This window comes from Limnospira sp. PMC 289.06 (genome assembly GCF_032350395.1).
In the GTDB taxonomy this organism is placed as follows: Bacteria; Cyanobacteriota; Cyanobacteriia; order Cyanobacteriales; family Microcoleaceae; genus Limnospira; species Limnospira platensis.
The window spans coordinates 1-902 of the sequence record NZ_JARPLC010000373.1 but is presented as its reverse complement, the minus strand read 5'-3'; the positions used below and the strand labels follow the sequence as shown (position 1 = coordinate 902).

At 41.7% G+C, this 902-nt stretch carries 1 protein-coding gene; it reads right to left on the bottom strand.

Translation table 11 applies throughout. The annotated features are described in order from the left end of the window. Positions 1 to 902, bottom strand: a 902-nt coding sequence (locus tag P5674_RS25270; protein ID WP_315670431.1) for a reverse transcriptase domain-containing protein, incomplete at both ends; no start/stop codon positions are given.

Sequence of the window (902 nt, the reverse complement as noted above, 5' to 3'; positions counted from 1 at the left end):
TTTCCTGCTTGCCCAGTAGGTCCAATTTCCGTCATAAAGTGTTGCGTCAGGGCGTCTTAAGGTATGTCTGACAATTGGAGTCCAGTTGTGTTTGAATAGATGTAACCCATCTTTGGTTTGGAACAGCCAATTTTCGTGTCTTTCTTTCCCATTGCTAAGTTTAATTGTTCCATGTCTGAAATAATTTCTTAGCTTTTCGTGACTTGCCTTTCCGCATCTTGATACTGTCCATGCCCGTAACATTTGCCAGATTGTCTTATCTAGTTTGGTGAATGTCTCTGTTGAGACTACCGCTGAGTAATAGTTTGACCATCCCCTAATAATTGGGTTTAGTTTGTTAATCAGGGCTGATTGAGGTGCTGTTTTAAATTGTTTAATTACACCTTTTATCACTTCTGTGTGGGCAACTGCTTTTTGGCTGGGTTTAATGTGGGTCTTGTGACCGATTAATCGGCTTGCCATTCCCCCTGTTTTCCCAGATTTATATTTTCCTGCTGGATATTGCCTGATATTGAATCCTAGAAAATCAAATCCTGGCTCCTCTGTTCTGCCTTCATATTCAATAGGTTTGAACGTATGGCAGATTCGAGTCTTTTCAGGTTTTATTTCTAATCCCACAGGTTTTAACCGTTCGGAAATAGCAGTTTTGCACTGTTCAATGATTTCTAGTGATGGGGATATCACTACAAAGTCATCGGCGTATCTTATAACAGTAGCCTGCGCTCTGTTTGCTTTCTTTGGATACATTGTCTCTATGAACCTAATCATGCCATCCAATGCGATGTTAGCTAGGAGTGGACTTATTACCCCTCCCTGGGGTGTCCCTGATTCTGTATCCTCAAATACGCCGTTATCTAGCACGCCTGCTTTGAGCCATTGTTTCAGGTCTCTTTTTAGGCAGC